Below are 16,296 nucleotides of genomic sequence, written 5' to 3' on the forward strand. Positions count from 1 at the left end.
TTATTTTTCCATCATTTTCAGCAACAGATGGCAGCCGTATTTGGCAGAACGCTTTCGCACCGCAGACCTGGATCCGGCGAACTGAAATTCGAACGCTTCTTCAGCCTGGTCCTTCACGGAGATGCCGATAAACACCTTTCCTGCCGGATGGCCTTCTTGCGTATTCGGCCCGGCTACTCCAGTAAAGCTGATGCCGATATCGCTTCCTGTTTTGACTCTGATGCCTGCGGCGAGTTCTTTTGCACATTGCGCGCTGACCGCACCGTAGCGCTGCAGCGTGTCTTCGGCAACGCCGGCCGCTGAAACTTTCAATTCGTTTGTGTAGCAGACGGCGCCGCCTTTGAAATATTCCGAAGCGCCGCTCATTTCCGTCAGCCAGCTGGAAAAAAGCCCGCCTGTAAAGCTTTCCGCAGCAGCCAGGGTCATTCCCTTGCTCCTGCATGCTTTCGCAAGCTCTTCTGCAAGCGATGTATCATCATACCCGTAAAAGAACTCTCCGACCCGCTCCATGATGAGGTCTTCCGTTTCTTTTAACAAGCGGTTTGTCTCCTCCGGATCCGCATGCTTTGCCGTGAGTCTGAGCGTGACTTCCCCGTCGGCCGCAAGCGGGGCGATTGTCGGATTAGTCTGCGCATCGATGAGATCTTCCAAATCGGTTTCAAGCTGGGATTCTCCGATGCCGAAGAACCGCAGCACCCTTGACACGATCTTTTCCTTCGAGCCGAGCTTTTCCAAAATCAGCGGCTTCGCTTCGTTTTCAAACATCGGCTCCAGCTCTTTCGGAGGTCCCGGCAGGAGCATATAAAAGCGCGATTCATGCTCAAGCAGCATTCCCGGCGCCATCCCGAAGCGGTTCGGCAGAACATCGGATCCTTCGAGGATCAGCGCCTGTTTGCGGTTGTTCGGCGACATCTCCCGGTTCGTTTTTTTGAAGTAATCCTGAATCGATTCGAAGGCTTCATCGTCGAGCTGAAGAGGGCGCCCGACAACTTCAGCGATCGTTTCTTTTGTCAAATCGTCTTTCGTCGGTCCAAGGCCTCCCGAAAAAATGATGAAGTCAGACCTTTGCTGTGCTGTCTGAATCACTTGTTTAAGGCGTTCCGGGTTGTCTCCCACCGCCGTGTGATAAAAGACGTTAATGCCGATTTCGGCCAAATGCCTGCTGATAAACTGAGCATTTGTATTAGCGATTTGTCCGAGCAGAAGCTCAGAACCGACAGCGATAATTTCCGCTTTTCTTTCCAACTTCATTGTTTCCACTTCCCCACGTTTAGTTCGATGTTTTTAAAGCATCCCAGTTTTTAGCGAAATATTCCCATCCTGATACGACTGTGAAAAAGACAGCCACCCATAAAGCAAGCGAGCCGAACGGGAAGGATACAAGCTCAAATGGAAGATTGTGAAGCAAAAGAGCAGAGATAGCGATGATCTGAGCCCATGTTTTCACTTTTCCAAGCATGTTGGCCGCGACAACTTCCCCTGTTCCCGCAAGGACGAGCCGCAGTCCCGTTACGGCAAATTCCCGGCTGATAATGACAATGGCCATCCAGGCCGGAGCAAGATGGTAATGCACCAGAATAATTAAAGCGGAAGACACGAGCAGCTTGTCTGCAAGCGGGTCAAGAAATTTTCCAAAGTTTGTGACAAGGTTCAGCTTTCTCGCATAATAGCCGTCAACCCAATCGGTGACAGAAGCAAAAATAAACAACAGTGCGCCGATCAAATGGGTGACCGGAATCGACTCGCTGCCGAAGGAGACAGCCCCCCAGTGAAACGGCACAAGCATGATGACCATAAAAACAGGAATTAATGCGATTCTAGAAAGCGTGATTTTATTCGGTAGATTAAACATAAAGGTTCCTCCAGATATGTATGTTTTCCTATTGATGATGAACGCAAGAAAAAGTCATCTGTGCAATTAAGATGACTTTTCCTCCTTTTTATTTTGAATCGTTATGTTTTGTGTCATCACAGTCTTAGGATCGAGCTTGTAAGAAAGAACTTCTCCGTTGATTTTAATTTCAACGCCCGGCGCATATCCGATCCGCAAATCAATTTGCGATTGATCGGTAATATTCTTTTGAAAGGTTTCTCCTTTTTTCATCATTCCTTCTTTAAGGGAGCTTCCTTTCTCGTCGCGCACCCTGACCCATGAGTTTTCGTTTGCCTTTACTTCAAGCTCCAGCTTGTCGGATCCTGATACTTCATAAGTTGTGGAAGAGCCTTCGCTTGCGGTCGCTTTCATGGTCAGCTTGTCGTTCTCATCAGACTGCTGATCCTTTTTTTCTTTGTCGCCTTCAGCGCTGTCTTTCTGCGCATCCGTGTTCTGTTGATTTCCCTTTGTCAGCGGGGAATCTTTTGAGACGTCATACTTGCTTTGCGATTCCTCTGTCTTAGGCTCTTCAGCCTGCTGGTTGCCTCCGCCGTTTACAGCCTGAACGATGACGTAAATGATCGCGATCACAACGATAACGCCGGCTGCCACAAGCAGGGTAGGCAAAAGTTCAAGCGCTTTTGAGGCAGACTTGGGCAGCTCTCTCTGCGGCTTGATTGAAGAAAGCTTCTCAGAAACCTCATCATTGTAAGAATTAGGGATATCTTTTTTAAACTCTTCAAACAAGAGCTCCGAGTCGAGGCCGACAGCTTCGGCGTACTGCTTGATAAAAGCCCGCACATAAAATTTTCCCGGAATGATATCATAGTTTCCTTCTTCAAGGGCCGTTAAATACCTTTTCTGGATCTTTGTGGCCGCCTGAAGATCGTCCAATGACATCCCTTTTTCCTCTCTGGCTTCTTTCAGCCGATTTCCTAGTTCAGTCACAACAAACACCTTCCATTTTAAAAATCAAAGCCGGAAAAACCTGAATGGTCAAACATCTGCGGTTCTTCAGCATGTTCATATGTAATCACCTCATCGGGGCTGTTACGCAATTCGATGATGTAATCAAAATCGTCCATCGTATATTCCGTATTTTGCACGAAAATGTCCGGATGCTCGACAACTTTGGTCGCCGGCAGCCGCATGATCTCACTGACGAGCTGCAAATGGCGTTCAGATCCTCTTCTCGTCGACACAATGCCGTCCAAAATGAAAACATTCTCCGGACTGTACTCATCGGCAATCAGCTGGCTTCTGATCGTTTGCTTCAGCAGTGTCGAAGAAACAAAAAGCCACCTTTTGCTTGCACAGACGCTTGAAGCGACAATTGATTCCGTCTTGCCGACGCGGGGCATTCCCCTGATCCCGATCAGCTTGTGCCCGTCTTTTTTAAACAGCTCAGCCATAAAATCGACAAGCAAGCCAAGCTCGTCGCGTTCAAACCGGAATGTTTTTTTATCGTCTGCATCCCGCTGGATATAGCGGCCGTGCCTTACAGCGAGACGGTCACGAAGCTTCGGCTCGCGGAGCTTCGTCACTTTAATCGTATCCATCGTGTTCAGAATCGATTCCAGTCGCTTAATCTGATCTATATGACGGCATTTTAACAAGAGGCCTCTTCTTTGAGTATCGACGCCGTTAATGGTCACAATATTAATTGAAAGCATCCCCAATAAAGAGGATATATCTCCCAGAAGTCCGGGACGGTTGACTTGTATTTCATATTCTAAGTACCATTCGAGCTTTGCCAAATGATAACCTCCCTACCCATCATCGTGGCAAAAATTTACCTTCCTTTATCATAAAGCATTTTGTCTCAATTAGAAAGCAGAATGTTGTGATTAAATAAGAAAAACGTCCGTTTCCCAGAATCGGGAAAAACCTGCTGTAACAGCGCCTGGATGATGTTTACCCTATCGGGGTGGAAAGCAAACAACAAAAGCGGTGCCGCCGACAAAGCCGCGCCTATAAAAAAGAGAGAGTGAACACACTCTCTCCTTAATGCGAGCTGTTGTTTTCAACAAGCTTAACCATCACATTCGCAATGGCGCGCTGCTCTTCTTCTGAAGCCACGCTCCAAAGGTCCGCGAGCACTCGTTCTTGATGGTTTTTTGAATCAACCTCACCGGCCAAATAATCGCCGATCTCATATGCGAGATCTGAGATGGTTTCGTTTGACATTCCTCTTTCTTGGGCATAGTTCAAACGGTCGCCCAAAAAGTTTTTCCACTGATCCCAATTATCCAGTACGGACATATCAGGCCCCTCCATTCTCTTGAAGTTACAGCCTTATTATTCTCTGGGGAACCGCAAACTATACATGTTTTTAACAATGCCAGCCGCCATTAACTGACAAAATTTGACCCGTGATATAAGATGCCTTAGCAGAGAGCAGAAACAGCACGGCGTCCGCAACCTCTTCGGCTTCGGCGAGCCTTCCCATCGGAATCTCATCGGCGATCATCTCTTCTTCCTCTTTTGAAAACGAGCCCATCATCTTTGTTTTCACAGCGCCCGGAGAAACGGCGTTGACTCTGATGCCGCTAGGCGCAAGTTCTTTTGCGAGGGCTTTGACAAACACATTTTGCGCGCCTTTTGTCATGCTGTATAAAACTTCGCACGACGCCCCTGTTTCACCCCAAATAGAGCTGACGGCTACAATTGCGCCGGATTTTTTCCTGATCATCGCCGGCAGCAGATTCCTCGTCAGCAGAAACGGGCTTGAGACATGGAGCTGCACCATGTCCTGCACAGCCTCATCAGTCATGTCTGTCACAAGCCCGCGGAAGCTTTGACCGCTGTTTAAGACGATGCCGTCAAGCGCCCGCCCGCCGATGGAAGCGGAAACGGCTTTTGCGCCGCCGGGATCGGACAGGTCGCCGTGAATGATTTCGGCGTGAATGCCGTATGTATGTGACAGCCTTTCTGCAAGTGCTGCGGCTGCCTGCTCATTTGTATGGTAATGGAGGAGAAGATCATACCCGTTTTGCGCCAGCTTTTCGCTGATGCTTTGCCCGATTCCGCCGCTTGCACCGGTGATAAGAGCGAGTTTTGTCATACTATGTTTCCACCTTTCCGTTAAAAAGAAGAAAGGTTCAGCGTGCATCGGAAAATGTCCTGACACGCTGAACTTTCAGACCTTGCTTTATGATTTTGGAACGACTTTGCAGACGGTGATTCTGTCTTCTTCGATTTCTTCCTGGATGACGCGGTGAACGTCCTCAAGCGTAATCGATTCGAGTACGGTGACGATATCAAACAGACTCGTCTCCAGAAAAGCGTACCGTGTAAACTGGTTGGCGATATACTCAGGCGAATTCATCGATTTTAAGAAATTGCCGATTTTTTTCTTTCTAGCCAGCTCCAGCTTTTCGGCTGTGATCGTTTCTTTCGCCTTGAACAGCACTTGTTTCAGCTCCTCGGCAAGCTTGTCGGGCTCAGGCGTATCACCGCCGACAGAGACGAAGCCAAATCCGTGTTCTTCAGTATAGTCATAGCTGAATGTCTCATCGATATACCCTTTTTCATAAATTCTTTCATAATCGCTGGAGCTTTTGCCGAACAGGCACTCAAGGATGAGGTTGATGGTCAGCTCATGCTTCAGCAGGGCTTCTCCCGTATTCATCGGATGAGCGCTTTTTAAACCGACGAGGCATTTTGAGCTTTGAACATTCATTTTAATTTCCTGTTCTTTTTTGAATACGGCTCCAGGCTCTTTAACTTCTTTGCGGACGATTTCAGGCTGGTCTGTATACGGCTTTTTCTGCTGGTTTTCGCGGACCTGGCGGATGATCGCCTCGGGATCGACCGGACCGACGACAAACAGCAGCATATTGCTCGGGTGATAGAACGTCTCATAGCATTCGTACAAAAGGTCTTTTGTAATATGAGAGATGCTTTCGATCGTGCCTGCGATATCAATCCGGACAGGATGCTCCTGGTACATGTTTTCGATCAAGCCGAAAAACAGACGCCAGTCTGGGTTGTCGTCATACATGTTGATTTCCTGTCCGATGATGCCTTTTTCCTTCTCAACCGTTTTTTCCGTAAAGTAAGGGTCCTGCACAAAATCGACGAGCGTTTCCAAGTTTTCTTCCACGTTGGACGTGCTCGAAAACAGGTAGGCCGTTCTTGTGAAGGAGGTAAACGCATTTGCCGAAGCTCCCTGCCTGCTGAATTGCTGAAAAACATCGCCGTCTTCTTTTTCGAAGAGCTTATGCTCCAAAAAGTGTGCGATTCCGTCAGGCACACGGACCATTTCTTCTTTTCCGAGCGGGACAAACTGATTGTCAATCGATCCGTATTTTGTCGTAAAGACCGCATATGTCTTGTTAAATCCTTCTTTCGGAAGAACATAGACATCGAGGCCGCCAGGCATTTTTTCGTAATATAATGTTTCCTTCAGCTGTTTAAATTCGATCGTTTTCGTCAAGATGCTCCCTCCGTCCCTTTGAGAAAGTACGTTGTATCCAAATCGATTTTCTTCCCGACTTCGATGATCTCGTCTTTTGTGACGTTGTCGATTCGTCCCAGCCAGTCTTCCAGGGAAAATTCGGTTTGGGCGGCAGCCTGCTGATAAATAAATTCGACTAAGCCGTACGGTGTATCAAGCGTTTCAAGAATCTGGTTTTTAATGACGGCTTTCGTCTGGTCGATCGCTTCTTCTGTAAAGCTGCCTTTTTTCATTTCCTGGAACTGCTCCTTGATGATGTCGACGGCTTTTTGATAATTGCCGACTTCAATCCCCGACATCACCATCAACAGCCCTTTAAAGCTTTCGATTCTGGAAGCCGCATAATAGGCAAGGCTGGCCTTTTCCCTGACATTAATAAACAGCTTTGAATGTGAAAATCCGCCAAACAAGCCGTTAAACAGCTGAAGCGCCGGATAATCATCATCCGTAAAATACGTTCCCGTCCGAAATCCCATGTTCAGCTTGCCTTGCTTGACATCCGCATCCTCGACGACTTCCTGAGGCTCCTTTGCGCGGATTTGCTCAAGCTTGGGAACGGTTCTCAGCTCGCGCTCGTTTACTTCGAAGTATTTGGAAATGTACGAATTCACCTGCTGTTCATCCACATCTCCAACGACATAAATGTCGAGCTGGTCTTCTGTGACCGCTTTTTGATAAGCTTCATACAGGCTTTGAGACGTGATGTCGTCTACATCATCAAGCTCTCCGTTGACGTGAAGCGCGTATGGCTCATCTTTGCACATCACCTGAATCAGCCTCAAATTTGAATAGCGCATTTTGTCGTTATAAACCGCCTGTATTCTTTGCTTTAGTGTGCGTTTTTCCTGAGACACGTACAGCGGCAGAAAGGACCCGTCTTCAAGCGCCGGCGAAAAAATGATCTCTGATAAAAGCTCGAGCCCTTTTTCCAGAAGCGGTGTCTGATCCTTTAAAAATTTTTCGTTTGCGATATCGAGCCTGAATGTAATGACATGCATTTCCCCTTTTTTGGAGAGGTCGCATGATACGGAAGTGCCGTAAAGTTCATCAAGATACGTTCTGAGTTCTGAAGTTTTGGGGCGGGTGCCCGTTCCCCGCAAAAGCACATGCGGAAAAAGCGCCCTCTCTGTCACATCCTCCTTTGTTAAAGGAGCAAGCATTTTAAAAATAATCGAGACGGTTTTGAATTTTTCCGTTTTGACGATGTGGCTTGTCAATCCGCGGTGCTTTCCTTTTATTTCGTTAAGGTATGTCATATAGAACCTCCTTCGTCCTTGTTTATATTATGTATTATGACCACATTTCAGCATATGCGCTTGGACTGTATGGTTGTAATTATATCAACTGGAGGAGATTTAAGGAAACTAAAAACCTTATCAAAAAGACGGTGCAGATTTACACCGTCTTTGCCGCTTCACTTTCGTCTTCTTTCGGGTCGATATTAAACAGCACAAGCGCTAAGGCGGCTAAACCGCACAAAAGCGATACGATGAATATCAGCCAATCCGCATTTGTCATCATATAGGCGAAAACCGGCGGTCCGAGCGCAACCCCGATAAACCGCATACTGTTGTAAAACGAAGATATCGTGCCGCGTTCTTCTTTTTCAATTCCCTCGGTAATCAGCGCATCCAAAGAAGGGAGTGCAATCCCGATCCCGATACCGCCGATGGACATAAATAAAAACAGCGGGTAAAAGCTGTGGTTCCACCACAAACCGGCAAACGACAGAGACAGCAGGACCATGCCGGTCAGTACGCAGGCCTTCATCCTGATTTTGTCGTTTCCGATTAGCTTTCCGGCAAGGTAGGAGCTGACGGAAAGGAAAAGCAGCGGAATGCTGAGAAGCGCTCCTTTTGCAATCCCGTCAATTTGATGCTGCTTCTCCAAAGTATCCGACAGGTAGAAGAGAACCCCGAATAAAAGAAACATAATGATCCCGCCGATGACATAAATGGAAACAAGCCATCGTCCTTCCCGTTTAAATATCTCCTGTACGTTTTTTGCGAAGTTTTTTAATGTTTGCTTTTCATCATCTTTGTCATTCGGTTTGGGAACAAAGAACAAGACGAGAAAAAAGCTCGCGAGAGACACGACCGGAATAAACCAAAATGGCATGTACCAAACCCAAGATGCTAAAAAAGCCCCTAATATCGGGCTTAATACTTTACCGGCAGTATTGGCCGTCTCTATATCTCCGAGTCCCGCGCTGATTTCTTCATCATTTTGAAAAAGATCGCCGATAAACGGCATGACGATCGGCGCTGCGCCGGCTGATCCGATTCCTTGAAGAACGCGCCCGGCTAAAATCATCGCAAACGGATCTTTGAAAAAAGTTGAAGCCAAACCTGCCAGAGCTCCTCCAGCTCCCGCGATCACAAGACATGGGAGCATGATCTTTTTTCTTCCGAACCGGTCTGACATATAGCCGGTAATCGGGATGCATAAAATCGCCACGATTGAGTAAACCGTGATGATCAGCGACACTTGGAACGAAGAAATGTTTAATTTTTTTTCGATCACCGGCAAAACCGGAATCAGCATCGAATTGCCTAGCGTCATCACAAGCGGGACCGAAGACAGCGCAACAATGCTTTTCATGTCTTTTTTTCTGCTCAACTTTTTTCACCCAATTCATCAGTATTTCCATCTGTTATTGTTCCGTGATGCGGGCTTATTTATGTATGGGCGCTAATGGGCAAAAAAAAACAGCCGCTCCTAATCGAGCGCCCGTATATCAAAAACGTTTTCTGACGACGTGAAATCTGAATTTATCGGCCCGAAAATAGTTTAAAGAATATAAAACGGGCTTATCGTTTTGGTCATAATGAGTCTGTTTGAGCAGAAGCAAAGATGTTTCAGGATCGCATTCGAGAATTTGAGAAATGGTGTCGTGATACCCGATCGGCACAATATCGGCAACAGCATAGCTGATCACGGCGCCGGATTTGTCCTCAAGCCATTCAAACATCGATTCCTGCTCGTGTGAAAAGCCTTCCGGGAGGATATCCACAGGTATTTTATCAAGACAGTAGACAACAGGCATTCCATTTGCCGTTCTCACCCGCTCAAGCAAAAAGATCTCGGTTTCTTCCGCATATTGAAACCGGAGCATATCTTCTTCGGTAGGAGCGGTAACCTGTGAAGACATAAAAATGGTTCCCGGTGTCATGCTTGCCTGCTCGATCATTTTTGTGACGCTGTTCAGCTGCTCAATACCAGATAGAAATAACGGTCTGGCATTTACAAAATGTCCGACTCCATGCCTTCTGATGATGACGTTTTCTTCTTCCAGCATTCTAAGCGCATCACGCAAAGCCGTTCTGCTCACACCAAGCATCCTTGATAGCTCAAACTCAGACGGGAGCCGTTCATTCTCGCAAAAGACCCCATTTTGAATATCATCTTTTATCCGATCAATCACTTTTAAACATAACCGTTGATTGTCAGCTTTTATCGACATGTTTTCCCTCCGTCTGACAGATCAGATTCAAATTATCTTTAATTGAGGATAACTATATCATGTTTTGTCAAATAAATAAATAGACGTTTTCCAGTTTACATAATGAAATTATGTAAAACAAGAACTCTCTTCTCAAGAAGAGAGTTCTTCGTATTGCTCTTTTGACAAGAGGACTTCACGGGGTTTTGAACCTTCATAAGGGCCGACGATTCCCCGCTCTTCCATAGCATCGATAAGCCGCGCCGCTCTTGTGTAGCCGATGCGGAATCTTCTTTGCAGCATGGACACGGACGCCGTCTGCATGCTGACGACAAGCGCAACCGCTTCGTCGTAAAGATCGTCTGTCACTTCGCTGACCGTTTCCTGCGTCTCTTCTGGAATCATTTCTTCTTGGTATTGGGCTTTTTGCTGGCTGATGACATGATCGACAACTTTTTCAACTTCTTCGTCTGACAGGAAGGCCCCTTGAACGCGAAGCGGTTTGTTGGCGCCGACAGGCAAGAACAGCATGTCCCCTCTGCCGAGAAGTTTTTCAGCGCCTCCCATGTCAAGAATCGTTCTGGAGTCGGTCTGTGACGATACGCTGAAAGCGATCCTTGACGGAATATTGGCTTTAATGACCCCTGTTATGACATCGACCGAAGGCCGCTGCGTCGCGATGATCAGATGGATTCCCGCCGCCCTGGCCATTTGCGAAAGCCTTGTGATCGAGTCTTCCACATCAGAGGAAGCGACCATCATCAAGTCGGCGAGCTCGTCCACGATCACAATGATATATGGCAGCTCCGGCTGCTTTGCTTCTTCTGCGGCATTCATCCGTTTAATATAGTCGTTATACCCTTCGATATTTCTCGTTCCCGTGTGAGAAAACAATTCGTAGCGCCGCTCCATTTCATTGACGACTTTCTTCAAAGCCTGCGATGCTTTTTTCGGGTCTGTCACGACGGGCGCGAGCAAATGCGGAATCCCGTTGTAGACGTTGAGCTCGACCATTTTCGGGTCAATCATCATCATCTTCACTTCGTGGGGCTTTGCCCTCATCAAAATGCTTGTAATAATCCCGTTGACACAGACGCTTTTCCCGCTTCCTGTCGCTCCTGCAACAAGAAGATGGGGCATTTTGTTCAGTTCTGCCAATACAGCTTCTCCGGAAATGTTCCGGCCGAGGCCGATCATCAGCTTTGCATCCGGGCGGTCATTCAGTTTCGATTCGAGCACTTCTTTCAAGGAAACCATCGCGACTTCCGCATTCGGAACTTCGATTCCAATCGCCGATTTTCCGGGAATCGGGGCTTCGATGCGGATATCTTTGGCCGCGAGCGCAAGAGCCAAGTCATCACTTAAATTGACAATTTTGCTGACTTTGACGCCCACATCAGGATAGACTTCATATTTCGTCACGGCCGGGCCGAGATGAACCTGGGTGACTTTCGCCTTAACTCCGAAGCTTTGAAACGTCTTTTCCAGCTTCCTGGCATTGTCGTAAATATTCTTTTTATCCGCCTGCTGCCCTGTGTGCTTCGGCTCATCGAGCAATTGAATTGACGGAAGCTGATAATCCTTGTTTTCAAGCTCTGTGAACGTGATCTCGGGCGCGGCTGTAGCCTGCATGTCCTCACTGGCTTCAGGCTCAGGAGAATGCTCGGCAGGGGCAGGCGCCTGAGCTTCGTACGCTTGAACTTCGGGCTTTTCATCACGGTCGGAAAAGCTTGAAATAATCGGTTCTGACTGAATCACCGGATCTGGATCAAGCTCCGCTTCTTGTACAGGCTCTTCAGACACTTTCGGTTTTCTCTGCGCCTTTTGTTTTTTTCCTGATTTCTTTTTGGGCGAGCTGCTTTTCAATTGTTTCATGTCTGCTAAAAAGGCCTGCCACTGGTTTTTAATGAAGGACGCGACCGGGGTCATCCATTTGATCAGCGTCTCCTGCAGCGAACGGTCCGTAATCAAAAGAAGGCCGATCAAGATCAGGAAGACGGCGATGATTTTAGACCCTGCAGATGCAAACAGAAAGTATGACGCCGCAAACAAAACGGCTCCAATCATTCCGCCTCCAAGATCAGGTGTTCCTGTCTCGCCTTTTACATCCATCAGAAACAGCTCCCACGTATTTTGGATCACGCTCGGAGACTGAACGATTCCCCTTTCGGTCAAATGCTGAAACAGCTGGACATGGGAAAGAAGCAGCATGCTTGCGATGATGCAGTAAAGGCCCGCTTTTCTCCTCGTCAAAAAACTGGGTGTTTTTTTCTTCCAAAATAAAGACACGCCCGTTAAAAAGAGGCCGAGAAAGCAAAGGATGAACCATTCACCGGCGAAAAAGCGGAACATGTAAATGAACGTTTGCCCTGCTACGCCAAGCTGCAAAACTGCAATAATCGAGATGGCGATACAGATTAATCCGTACAATTCAAATTTAAGATGAATCCGTTTTTTTCCTTGTTTTTGTTTCTTTGTTGATTTTCGTTTTCTTTTTGCCATGTTCCATCACCTTACTGCGTGTTAAAAAATGTAAAAACAAAGAGAAAGCAGCCTTTTTTCGGCTGCGATTTTCCTCTGGATTCCCCTATTATAGCATATTTATCCTTGCGACACTTCAGCTATTTATAAAATGTCAGTTTAAGCGTCTGCCCAGGTGCTGTTTCTTGTTTTAAAAAATCCATCGGGTTCGTGCTGAGAACTTGGACGACTCTTGCTTCCTCTCCGTTCATTTCGACTAAAAGGGGTACGCCGTTGACATCGATCTGTTTTAAGTTCGAATTTTCCGCCTGCCCTGCGAACACGATTTCCTGCGGCATTGTCGTATACAGAATCATTGGATCACCCCTTCCTGGGCGCCCTTGTTTTGTTCGATTAATTCATTCAGCTTTTGAATCGCCTGTCCGACTCCGCCGGTTTCATCGATTAATCCGTATTTAACGGCATCCTTTCCTACGACATTCGTCCCGATATCGCGGGTCAAATTGCCTTTTGAAAACATCAGTTCTTTAAATTTGTCTTCCGATATGTTCGAATGACTTGTCACGAAATTGATGACCCTTTCCTGCATTTTATCGAGATACTCAAATGTCTGCGGCACACCGATGACAAGCCCTGTCAGTCTGACCGGATGGATCGTCATCGTCGCTGTTTCAGCGATATAGCTGTGGTCGCAGGACACCGCAATTGGAACTCCGATTGAATGTCCGCCGCCCAGCACGATAGAGACCGTCGGCTTTGACAGAGACGCCAGCATTTCCGCAATCGCAAGGCCCGCTTCAACGTCTCCTCCGACCGTGTTTAAGATGATGAGCAGCCCTTCGATTTTAGGATTCTGCTCTACTGCAACGATCTGGGGAATCACATGTTCATATTTTGTTGTTTTATTTTGGGGAGGAAGCTGTACGTGACCTTCAATTTGCCCGATAATGGTCAGACAGTGAATGTTGGTATCCTGACCCATTTGCGGAAGTGTCGTTTCGCCGAGCTGCTGGATTTTGTTGACTAGATTGTCTTTTGCGTCCGGCTTAGCCGGCTGCTCCCCCTGGCTGTCCCCGTTTTGTATCCGGTTTGAGTCCATCTGGCTCACCTCTTTCTCGAGTTTCTTTTGTATTATGGACAATGGCGTTTTTTTCATTCAACGCAAAAGGGATGAAAAAAAACCAAGAGGAGTCTCTTGGTTTCAGCGTGTCGACAAACCCTCGCATTCGTTGTCAGGCCTGAAAGGGTTTTCAATCACGCTGAAAGGATGACAAAATCCCAAAACTAAAAGTCGTTTTGGGATTTTGTCAACAATCTGAACCAAGAGAAATCTCTTGGTTTTATACTTCCATGATGATTGGAATGATCATTGGTTTTCGTTTCGTTTTTTCGTATAGGAACTGGTTTAATGCGTCACGCATCGCCTGTTTTAAGGCGGACCATTCGACGACGGCGTTTTCTGTGCTTTCATTGACGAGTTCCCTGACAAGTTCCGTCGCTTCAACGATCAGCTGTTCAGATTCTCTGACATAGACAAAACCTCTCGTGATAATTTCGGGTCCTGATACAAGATGTTTTTTCTTTTTATCAAGGGTAATCACAACGATTAAGATTCCGTCCTGGGACAGAAGACGGCGGTCTCTGAGCACGATATTGCCGATGTCGCCGACACCGAGTCCATCGATCAAAATATTGCCTGAATGCACTTTATCGCCGATTTTCACGTTTTGTCCGCGGAATTCCACGACGTCTCCTTTTTCAATCAGGAAAATGTCGCTCCGTTTCATGCCGATTTCTTCGGCAAGCTTGGAATGCGCTTTTTGCATTCTGTATTCACCGTTTACTGGGATTAAATACTTCGGCTTCAGCAAGTTGAGCATCAGCTTCAGTTCTTCCTGACAGCCATGGCCTGATACATGGACGCGTTTTTGGGCGAATACGACCTGCGCGCCCGCTCTTGTTAAGAGGTCGACCGCTTTGGAGTAGACAAGCTCCTGACCTGGAATAGGGGAGGATGCGATCAGGACGGTATCCCCTTTCTCAATGTCGAGCTGCTTATGCCCTTGTTTTGCGATCCTGGTCAATGCGGCGAGCGGCTCTCCATGGTTGTCCCCTGTCAAAATCGCGACTTCTCTTTTCGGATACTTTTTAACTTCCTGGACAGGGATGAACAGATCCTCATCTGCCGTGACATACCCGAGTTTCATCGCCAGCTGGAGTATCGACGAAATATTTTTTCCTGAAACCGCAAGCTTCCTGCCGTTTTGGAGCGCGGCATCAATGACCTGCTGAATCCGGTTAAAGTTAGACGCGAACACGGCAATAATGACGCGGTTTTCAGCATTGTACATCACATCGGATATCTCTCCGCCGACGACTGCTTCTGAAGGCGTATAGCCCGGTTTCTCAGCATTGGCACTGTCGGAAAGCAGACACAGCACACCGCTGTTGCCGATTTTGGCAATTTCGCCGATGTCGCTTGTCTGGTTTAAAACAGGTGTCTGGTCAAATTTAAAATCGCCTGTGCACACGATGGATCCGAGGGATGTTTTAAAGCTGACACCGACGGAATCCGGAATGCTGTGATTTGTTTTAAAGAATGACACTTTTGTTGATTCAAATGTAATAACGGATTTTGAATGAATTTCTCTTAAATCGGGCTTTTTGTTTACACCGTACTGCTTCAGCGTTTCCTTTAAAAGGGCGAGCGTCAGCTTCGTTCCGTAAACAGGCACAGAAAGTTTGTTCAGGCAGTAAAATACGCCGCCGATGTTTTCCTCATGCCCGTGTGTGAGAAAAATCGCCTTTACGCGGTCAGATCGTTCAATTAAATATGAAATGTCAGGAATGACCACATCGATACCCAGCATTTCATTTTCTGGATGCATGAGACCGGCGTCAACCACGAATATGTCAGAATCGATTTCAATGACATAAAGGTTTTTTCCGATCTCTCCGACGCCTCCTAAGGCGATGATTCTAATATTTTCTGTATTTTTTTTCAAATTGTAATCCTCCTAATCTAAGTACCCGTCCATCATCACTTGTCCCTATTATACCTGAATCTAAATTTAGAAAACAAGAACCATTATGTATATGACAAACGGTCATCCCCTCCAAAAGAGAATGACCGTTTTCGTCCGTATTGTTTTTTACAGGCCGTTCATCAGGCTGCTTAAACGGAGTCGTTCATCTTCATTTAGCGGAATCAAAGGGAGCCGGACGGACCCGACGTCAAGACCCTTCAGCTGAAGAGCCGTCTTTAATGGAGACGGATTCGGTGCGGCAAAAAGCCCTTTCATCAGCGGAAGCAGCTTTTGATGAATCAAAGCAGCCTGAGCCGTGTTCCCCTCTGTATAATGTTTGATCATTTCCTGCATTTCCGGTCCGATGATGTGTGATGCAACGGAAACGATTCCTCTCGCTCCTACGGACAGCGCCGGCAGTGTCAGGCTGTCATCTCCTGAATAAACGGCAAAGTCCTCAGGGGTTTCAGCTACGATTTTTGTCATCGCATCTAAGTCGCCGCTCGCTTCTTTAATCGCAATGATATTCGGGATCTCCGCAAGGCGGATCGTCGTTTCCGGTGCGAGCGAAGCAGCCGTTCTTCCCGGTACATTATAAAGCATGACAGGCAGTGACGTTTCCTCCGCAATCGCTCTGAAATGGCGGTACATGCCTTCCTGAGAAGGCTTGTTGTAGTACGGAGTGACGAGCATGACGGCGTCAGCGCCGGCTTCTTCAGCTTTTTTCGTCAGCTTGATCGACGCTTTCGTGTTATTGCTTCCCGTGCCGGCGATGATCGGGACGCGGCCTGCCGCTTCCTTAACGGAATATTGAATGAGCGCTACCTTTTCTTCTTCGGAAAGCGTCGGCGATTCTCCGGTTGTTCCGGCAACAACCAGGGAATCTGTCCCATTGTTTATTAAATAATCGATCAGCTTTGACAGTTTTTGAAAATCGATATTTTCATTTTTGTCAAAGGGCGTAACCATTGCGGTTGCGATATTTCCGAAATTCATTTTTTTCACCTCATCATGA

15 protein-coding genes are annotated in these 16,296 nt (G+C 47.1%); all 15 read right to left on the reverse strand.

Translation table 11 applies throughout. The annotated features are described in order from the left end of the window. Complete coding sequence (locus ACVC9U_RS09960; protein WP_075752755.1) at positions 1-1,251, reverse strand: competence/damage-inducible protein A; 1,251 nt, start codon at positions 1,249-1,251, stop codon at positions 1-3. Positions 1,252-1,270: 19 nt separating this feature from the next. Further along, entirely contained in the window at positions 1,271-1,852 is a 582-nt protein-coding gene (pgsA, locus tag ACVC9U_RS09965; RefSeq protein ID WP_441390728.1) for a CDP-diacylglycerol--glycerol-3-phosphate 3-phosphatidyltransferase, read from the reverse strand. A gap of 66 nt (positions 1,853-1,918) precedes the next feature. Further along, on the reverse strand, positions 1,919-2,821 hold the full coding sequence (locus ACVC9U_RS09970) for a helix-turn-helix domain-containing protein (RefSeq protein ID WP_075752759.1): 903 nt from the start codon (positions 2,819-2,821) through the stop codon (positions 1,919-1,921). A 17-nt stretch (positions 2,822-2,838) separates the two neighbouring features. Continuing rightward, positions 2,839-3,630 (reverse strand): YmfK family protein, encoded by a 792-nt coding sequence (locus tag ACVC9U_RS09975; protein WP_003181917.1) that lies wholly within the window; start codon positions 3,628-3,630, stop codon positions 2,839-2,841. 247 nt (positions 3,631-3,877) lie between these two features. Next, a complete protein-coding gene (locus tag ACVC9U_RS09980) occupies positions 3,878-4,135 on the reverse strand; it encodes a DUF3243 domain-containing protein (RefSeq protein WP_075752761.1) in 258 nt (85 codons plus the stop codon). Between the two features lie 70 nt (positions 4,136-4,205). Further along, positions 4,206-4,937: an elongation factor P 5-aminopentanone reductase gene (gene ymfI, locus ACVC9U_RS09985; RefSeq protein WP_075752763.1), complete on the reverse strand. Its 732-nt coding sequence runs from the start codon at positions 4,935-4,937 to the stop codon at positions 4,206-4,208. A gap of 87 nt (positions 4,938-5,024) precedes the next feature. Next, the gene (yfmH, locus tag ACVC9U_RS09990; RefSeq protein ID WP_025811427.1) at positions 5,025-6,311 is read right to left on the reverse strand and encodes an EF-P 5-aminopentanol modification-associated protein YfmH; all 1,287 of its coding nucleotides are present in this window, start codon (positions 6,309-6,311) and stop codon (positions 5,025-5,027) included. After that, a complete protein-coding gene (yfmF, locus tag ACVC9U_RS09995; protein WP_441390732.1) occupies positions 6,308-7,588 on the reverse strand; it encodes an EF-P 5-aminopentanol modification-associated protein YfmF in 1,281 nt (426 codons plus the stop codon). Before yfmF ends, yfmH begins: the two co-directional genes overlap by 4 nt. Before the next feature lie 139 nt (positions 7,589-7,727). Further along, positions 7,728-8,933: an MFS transporter gene (locus ACVC9U_RS10000; RefSeq protein ID WP_441390734.1), complete on the reverse strand. Its 1,206-nt coding sequence runs from the start codon at positions 8,931-8,933 to the stop codon at positions 7,728-7,730. Between the two features lie 136 nt (positions 8,934-9,069). Next, positions 9,070-9,795, reverse strand: a complete 726-nt coding sequence (locus ACVC9U_RS10005) for a GntR family transcriptional regulator (protein WP_075752769.1) — start codon at positions 9,793-9,795, stop codon at positions 9,070-9,072. A gap of 132 nt (positions 9,796-9,927) precedes the next feature. Then, entirely contained in the window at positions 9,928-12,276 is a 2,349-nt protein-coding gene (locus ACVC9U_RS10010) for a DNA translocase FtsK (protein WP_075752771.1), read from the reverse strand. Between the two features lie 119 nt (positions 12,277-12,395). Then, the gene (locus ACVC9U_RS10015) at positions 12,396-12,611 is read right to left on the reverse strand and encodes a YlzJ-like family protein (RefSeq protein ID WP_003181904.1); all 216 of its coding nucleotides are present in this window, start codon (positions 12,609-12,611) and stop codon (positions 12,396-12,398) included. Continuing rightward, entirely contained in the window at positions 12,608-13,354 is a 747-nt protein-coding gene (locus ACVC9U_RS10020) for a ClpP family protease (protein ID WP_441390737.1), read from the reverse strand. Before ACVC9U_RS10020 ends, ACVC9U_RS10015 begins: the two co-directional genes overlap by 4 nt. A 241-nt stretch (positions 13,355-13,595) precedes the next feature. Next, a complete protein-coding gene (gene rnjB, locus ACVC9U_RS10025) occupies positions 13,596-15,260 on the reverse strand; it encodes a ribonuclease J2 (RefSeq protein WP_075752775.1) in 1,665 nt (554 codons plus the stop codon). 147 nt (positions 15,261-15,407) lie between these two features. After that, positions 15,408-16,277 (reverse strand): 4-hydroxy-tetrahydrodipicolinate synthase, encoded by an 870-nt coding sequence (dapA, locus tag ACVC9U_RS10030; RefSeq protein WP_075752777.1) that lies wholly within the window; start codon positions 16,275-16,277, stop codon positions 15,408-15,410. Positions 16,278-16,296: the final 19 nt, after the last annotated feature.

Source organism: Bacillus sp. GM2 (assembly GCF_056155945.1).

Excerpts from the sequence above, each read along its gene's own strand:
- ACVC9U_RS09960 (WP_075752755.1), bottom strand. The coding sequence starts at position 1,251 with ATGAAGTTGGAAAGAAAAGCGGAAATTATCGCTGTCGGTTCTGAGCTT.
- pgsA (WP_441390728.1), bottom strand. The coding sequence starts at position 1,852 with ATGTTTAATCTACCGAATAAAATCACGCTTTCTAGAATCGCATTAATT.
- ACVC9U_RS09980 (WP_075752761.1), bottom strand. The coding sequence starts at position 4,135 with ATGTCCGTACTGGATAATTGGGATCAGTGGAAAAACTTTTTGGGCGAC.
- ymfI (WP_075752763.1), bottom strand. The coding sequence starts at position 4,937 with ATGACAAAACTCGCTCTTATCACCGGTGCAAGCGGCGGAATCGGGCAA.
- yfmF (WP_441390732.1), bottom strand. The coding sequence starts at position 7,588 with ATGACATACCTTAACGAAATAAAAGGAAAGCACCGCGGATTGACAAGC.
- ACVC9U_RS10000 (WP_441390734.1), bottom strand. The coding sequence starts at position 8,933 with ATGAAAAGCATTGTTGCGCTGTCTTCGGTCCCGCTTGTGATGACGCTA.
- ACVC9U_RS10005 (WP_075752769.1), bottom strand. The coding sequence starts at position 9,795 with ATGTCGATAAAAGCTGACAATCAACGGTTATGTTTAAAAGTGATTGAT.
- ACVC9U_RS10010 (WP_075752771.1), bottom strand. The coding sequence starts at position 12,276 with ATGGCAAAAAGAAAACGAAAATCAACAAAGAAACAAAAACAAGGAAAA.
- ACVC9U_RS10015 (WP_003181904.1), bottom strand. The coding sequence starts at position 12,611 with ATGATTCTGTATACGACAATGCCGCAGGAAATCGTGTTCGCAGGGCAG.
- ACVC9U_RS10020 (WP_441390737.1), bottom strand. The coding sequence starts at position 13,354 with ATGGACTCAAACCGGATACAAAACGGGGACAGCCAGGGGGAGCAGCCG.
- dapA (WP_075752777.1), bottom strand. The coding sequence starts at position 16,277 with ATGAATTTCGGAAATATCGCAACCGCAATGGTTACGCCCTTTGACAAA.